This window comes from Aeromonas sp. Y318-1, from assembly GCF_027706125.1.
Taxonomy (GTDB): domain Bacteria; phylum Pseudomonadota; class Gammaproteobacteria; order Enterobacterales; family Aeromonadaceae; genus Aeromonas; species Aeromonas hydrophila.
The window spans coordinates 1-5318 of record NZ_JAPDCM010000036.1 but is presented as its reverse complement, the minus strand read 5'-3'; the positions used below and the strand labels follow the sequence as shown (position 1 = coordinate 5318).

Annotated in this window: 6 protein-coding genes; all 6 read right to left on the bottom strand. The window is 62.7% G+C overall.

The genetic code is table 11. The features are described from left to right. Window positions 1-149: 149 nt before the first annotated feature. From OKB87_RS23420 to OKB87_RS23395, 6 genes are read right to left on the bottom strand one after another with little or no spacing between them, the layout of a single operon-like run. The gene (locus OKB87_RS23420; protein ID WP_270828620.1) at window positions 150-1328 is read right to left on the bottom strand and encodes a tetratricopeptide repeat protein; all 1179 of its coding nucleotides are present in this window, start codon (window positions 1326-1328) and stop codon (window positions 150-152) included. Between the two features lie 2 nt (window positions 1329-1330). Beyond that, the gene (locus OKB87_RS23415; protein ID WP_101150412.1) at window positions 1331-1993 is read right to left on the bottom strand and encodes an energy transducer TonB; all 663 of its coding nucleotides are present in this window, start codon (window positions 1991-1993) and stop codon (window positions 1331-1333) included. Then, entirely contained in the window at window positions 1990-2391 is a 402-nt protein-coding gene (locus OKB87_RS23410; protein WP_011707897.1) for an ExbD/TolR family protein, read from the bottom strand. Before OKB87_RS23410 ends, OKB87_RS23415 begins: the two co-directional genes overlap by 4 nt. Beyond that, window positions 2388-2918 carry a MotA/TolQ/ExbB proton channel family protein gene (locus OKB87_RS23405; RefSeq protein WP_130633321.1) on the bottom strand — a complete coding sequence of 177 codons (531 nt, stop codon included), beginning with the start codon at window positions 2916-2918 and terminating at the stop codon, window positions 2388-2390. The genes OKB87_RS23410 and OKB87_RS23405 overlap by 4 nt, the downstream gene beginning before the upstream one ends. After that, window positions 2915-4222: a MotA/TolQ/ExbB proton channel family protein gene (locus OKB87_RS23400; RefSeq protein ID WP_270828619.1), complete on the bottom strand. Its 1308-nt coding sequence runs from the start codon at window positions 4220-4222 to the stop codon at window positions 2915-2917. Before OKB87_RS23400 ends, OKB87_RS23405 begins: the two co-directional genes overlap by 4 nt. Continuing rightward, window positions 4219-4980, bottom strand: a complete 762-nt coding sequence (locus tag OKB87_RS23395; RefSeq protein WP_270828618.1) for a DUF3450 domain-containing protein — start codon at window positions 4978-4980, stop codon at window positions 4219-4221. Before OKB87_RS23395 ends, OKB87_RS23400 begins: the two co-directional genes overlap by 4 nt. Between the last annotated feature and the right edge of the window lie 338 nt (window positions 4981-5318).

The following is a 5318-nucleotide window of genomic DNA, read 5'->3' as shown; positions in this document are numbered from 1 at the left end:
AGCTGGCTCATCAGGTTGGCGTGTTCCGCCGTGCTGGTAGGGGCGCATTATAGGGAGCCGCGCCGCGATGACAAGGGCTTTTTGCAAAAATGCGTTCGTTTGCTGAAAAAGCAGGCTGAAGCCTCTAAAACAAGGGCTTCAGCCTGCTTTTACGCCGCTTTTTTGCTCAATTCTTCGCTTTGCGCCTGGATATAGTTGACCCAGCTGGTCGCCCGCTGCTGCCAGTTATCCTGTTGCTGCAGTTCACGGGCCAGCTCCAGCGCCTGGGCATACTGCTCTTTATTGAGGTGTGCCTGTACCAGCAGCGCCTTGGCGCGATTGCCTTGTTCACCTTTCACCGACTTGATGGCCACGAGCTGGGTCATGGCCGCATCGGTTCTGCCTTGTTGCAACAGCAGCTCGGCGGCGCGCATGGCCGCCTTGGGATGGGCATGCTCGCGGGCGAGCAGCTGCCAGCTGTCGACGGCCTTCGGCCACTCGCGCGCGCCTTCCCACAATTGAGCCAGTAGTTGCTGATTGTCGGCGCTCTGTTTCATCTGTCCCTTCGCCATGGCCGTTTCCAGCAGACGGGCACCGCGATAGGGCAGTCCCTGCCAGGCATAAAGACGGATCAGCTGGTTGCGGGTGGCGGCATCATCCATCAACTTCCTGTCGATAGCGGTTTGCAGCAGCGCCAGCGCCTGATCGCCGCGCTTGGCGGAGAGGTTGAGCGACACCGCCTGCTGCCACCACTTGCTCTCTGTCGGCTCGTGGCGGATCAGCTCTGCGGCCTGATCGGCCGCCACCCCGTAGCGCTGCAGCGCGGTGAGGGCCGAGAGGCGGATGATCGCAGCCTGCTTGTGCCAGCTCTTCTTCAACAGCTGTTCAGTCTGGCTGGCCGCCTCACCGTACTGCTTGTTGTGGTAATAGAGGCCGGCCAGACGCAGACGCAAGGCATCGTCGGCCTTGATGACCAATGCGGCCTTGTAACTGGCGATGGCGCCGGCCCAGTTGGATTGCTGGGCCTGGATATCCCCACGCAGCCGTAGCAGTTGCAGCTGTTGCTGCTCGGGCCACTCTTTATAGGCCAACGCCTGCTCCACGTAGCGGCTGGCCTGCGCGGTCTGCTGCAGGTTGGCGGCCAGCGAGGCTTGCAACTGAGCCAGCCAGGCGCGCTCAGCATCGCTATTTGGTTTGAGGCCGGATGCCTTGCTCTGGGCCTGTTGCCACTGGCCGGATTGATAGAGCTTCATCACTGGCTCCAGCTGGCGGGAGAAATGAGGGCTCACCTCCATCGCCAGACAGGCTTGGCTGACCAGGGCCAGCACACAGATCCAGATCCGCAACATAGTTATGACTCCAGTTTGAATTTGAGCGTGATGACTTGCACCAGCTTGTCGGTGGCGCCCGGTCTCGGCTGGTAGCGCCACTTGTTGATCGCCTGAATGGCCGCCCGCTCGAACTGACGCTTCGGCTTGGCCTCGACCACTTCCACATCCTGTACCCGGCCGTCGGCATCGACGCTGAAACGCAAGGTCACCGACCCTTCGATGCCGGCCTGCTGGGCCCGATAGGGATAGACCGGCTCGATCCGCTGCAACGGCATCAACATGTCACCGGCGCCAATCCCGGCCCCCTGTTGCTGGCCATGGAAGTTGCCGCTCGCAACCGGGCTAGGGCTGGTCGCAACGCCAGGGGCATAGACCTGCACCGCACTGAGGCTGGAAACCAGATCCAGGCTCGGCTGCACCGAGGGCAGCGGTGCCGCCGCAGGCATAGGCAGCGGCGTCGAAGCGAGCGCGGCAGGCGGCTCCGGCAAGGGTTCCGGCTCCTGGGGTACCGGGCGCTCGCGCACCTGTACCTCGGTCACCTCGTTCTGCATGTTGATGACGATGGATTTCTGCTCGGCGCTCGCCTTCTCCCCTCTGGGCGGCTCCACCAGGGTGGCCATGAATAGCAGGATCCCCAGACTGAGGGCGATCCCCAGTCCCAGGCTCATCAGCTTGTATTTCATTTCGGTGCCACCGCCACGGCGATGTTGGCAATGCCTGCCGCCTTGGCTTCATCCATCACCCGCACCACCTTGCCGTGGGGTACCCGCTCGTCGGCCTGGATCACCAGGCTGGCATCGGGCTGTTCCGCCAGCAGGCGGGCGACGCTGGCCTGCACCCGCTCCACATCGATCTGCTTGCGGTCGAGGAAGATCTGCCCCTGGGCGCCGATCGCCAGCATGATGCTGGAGGACTTCTGCGCCTTGGCCTGACTGGCCTGAGGCCTGTGCACCTCGAGCCCGGCTTCGCGCACGAAGGAGGTGGTGACAATAAAGAAGATCAGCATGATGAACACGATATCCAGCATGGGGGTCATGTCGATCTGCACTTCGTCACGCTGGCGTTTGGATTGCCGTCTCATTGCATTACCTTCTCTTCTCGCAGGCCGTCCCGGGTTTTGGCCAGCGCACGCTTGGCCTGGCTCTCGAGCCGGCTGAGTAACAACACGCCGGAAAGCGCGACCACCATGCCAGCCATGGTGGGGATGGTGGCGCGGGAGATCCCGCCTGCCATGCTCTCCGGGTTAAAGCGGTTGGCCGCAGCCAACGCATCGAATACGCCTATCATGCCGGTCACGGTACCCAGCAGCCCCAGCATGGGGCAAAGCACCACCAGGGTGCGGATGAAGATCAGATGACGGTTGAGCTCAAGCTCGGCCTCAGCCAGCCAGCGCCCGCGGATCGCCCGAGCGTGCCAGCTGTGGCGCTCGCTGCGGGCCTGCCAGCGGCCAAGCAGCTGGCGCTGCAGCGGGGCAAACCCCAGGTTGAGGTAGAGCAGCCGCTCGATCATCAGAATCCACATCAGCACCAGCAGAACCAGAATGACCCAGAGCACCGGGCCGCCACGGCCCATGAAGCTCTGCAGCTGTTGCCAGATGTCGAGCATCATGCCGCCCGCTCCATCCCGTCACGGTTGCTTTCGGCCCGCTCGGCCAGAATGCCGGCCACCTGCTGCTCCAGCACGTTGGAGAGTTCGGTGAAGCGGGATTGCAGCAGGCTGTGGGCCAGGATCAGCGGAATAGCCGCCACCAGACCCTGTACCGTGGTGACCAGCGCCATGGAGATGCCGCCTGCCATGATCTTGGGATCGCCGGTGCCGAACTGGGTGATGGCCTGGAAGGTGCCGATCATCCCGGTCACGGTACCGAGCAGGCCCAGCATGGGGGCGATGGCCGCGATCACCTTGACCATGCCGATGCCGCGCTCCATGCGAGGGGTCTCCTGCAGGATTGCCTCATCAAGACGCAGCTCGAGGGTCTCCATGCTCAGCTCGGGATGCTTGTCAGCCACCGTCAGCACCCGGCCGAGGGCGTTGTCGGCATGGTACTCACCGCTCTTGAGTTGGCGACGAACCCGACCCAGTTCGCGGGAGAGGCTCCACAGCCGTACCCCGGCGATCCCCAGGCCGATGGCGGCCAGCAGCACTATGATGGCGCCGACCTGGCCGCCCTGCTGGACTTGCTGCCAGAAGGTGGGGGCCTGCGCCAGCATCTCCAGCAGAGTGCCGTGGGAGGGATCCAGCGGCAGCGCTTCCCCCTCCTGACCCTGATAGGCGGCCGCGGCGGAGAGCACGCTGCCGGGCAGACCCAGCACCGGGCTCAGACCCTCGGCGGTGGGTTGCAGGAAGCCTGCGCTCCCCAGCAGGGCAAAGCTGCCGACCCGGGTCAGCGGCTGCTCGCTGGCAGCCCCCTGGGCATCGAGCACCTTGCCGGTGAACTGGGCAACCCGGCCCGATTCACGGATCTCTTGCAGCAGGGTGGCGGGCAGCAGGGCGAGGGCGGCGCGATCCGGCACCTGCTTCTCCTGCGCCATGGCCTTGAGCGGGGCGAGGCGCTCGGGGTACTGGCCCTCGACGGCGGATTCGCTCAGCAGCTTGACCGCATCGCTGGCCCCCTGGCGGGTCACCGCGAAGATCTCGTTCATGTCGCCGGAGGCCTGCTCCCACTGGGCATTGAGCTCCACTAGCTGCTTCTCGTTGCCGGCAAATTCGGCCGCCAGCTGCTTGCTGAGGCTCTGGGCCGCAGCCAGCTTGGCACGGGCACTGTTCAGCTCCTTGGAGACAGACGCCAGATCTTGCTGGGCCTGCTGTTCACGGGCTTGCTCCTGCTGCTGCCAGGCTTCCTCGGCAACGGCGGTAGTGGTACCCAGAGAGAGGGCGATGGCGAGGGGGAACCACTTCATGGTGATGCTCATGACTGGGCCTCCTGACCACGGCTGACGGAAAGGGGGACATTCAACAACTGGGGAACCTTCTTGTCGGCAGCCATCTCCAGCGCCTCGGCGATGGGAGAGAGCCACTGGCTGTCGAGAGCCTGCCACTGCTTGCTCTGCGCAGACCAGCGCCACGCCTGGGAGCGATCGGCGGTCATCACCAGCAGGGAGACCCGACCCACCGCCAGCACATCGACCCGGCGCGGTGCGCCGTCCAGCACCAGCTCGGTAGAGTAGCTATCCAACCGGCTGCCGTATTCGGCTTCGATCTGGTAGGCCTGCAGCAGCTGGCGGAACTTCTCCGCCTCACTCACGTCGGCGCGGGCCAGGGTCGCTTTCAACTGTTCAACCCGCGCCAGGCGGTCTTCCTTGCGCAGCGGCATGTCGTTTTGCACCAGCTGCTCCAGATCGGCCTGCATCTGCAGCATCAGCGGGATCAGGCCCTGCCGGGTCTCCTGTACCGCCTCCAGCTGCTGGCTCAGCTTGCCCAGCTCATTTTGCTGATCGGCCACCAGAGACTGCATATAGCGGTTGTAGGCTTCCAGATCACGCAGTTGCAGCTGGGCATTTTGCAGCTCCAGCCGGGCGGCAACGGCCGCATCGGCGGCTTTTTCCACGCGCTGCTGGGAGGCTTTCCCGGCGGCGATGCTGTTTTTCAGTGCCGGTGCGACCAGCTCGTCGGCGCCAGCAGCGAAGTGGACTGACAGTGGCAACAAGGCCAAACCCCAAAACTTATTCATGATATAAATCTTAACAATGATAACTATTCTCATTGTCTCAAAGAGTGGGGGCAGTGGCAATCAGATGATTTTGTTGGCCTTCGGCCGAAAAAACAGGATAATTTTTAAGCAAGCACGGGAGTCACTGGCGTTGGTTCTCACCACACCAAATTAATAAATAAAAAATATCTTTTCGATCAATGTGATAGAGATCGAAAAAGGAGAAGTTCATGTTCAACGATGCGATCTGGGAACACATCGATCGGTTCACCAAGGCCAAGAGGCACTGTTGCAAATAGTCGGTGGTGATAAACTTATCATCCCCTTTTGCTGATGGAGCTGCACATGAACCCATTCAA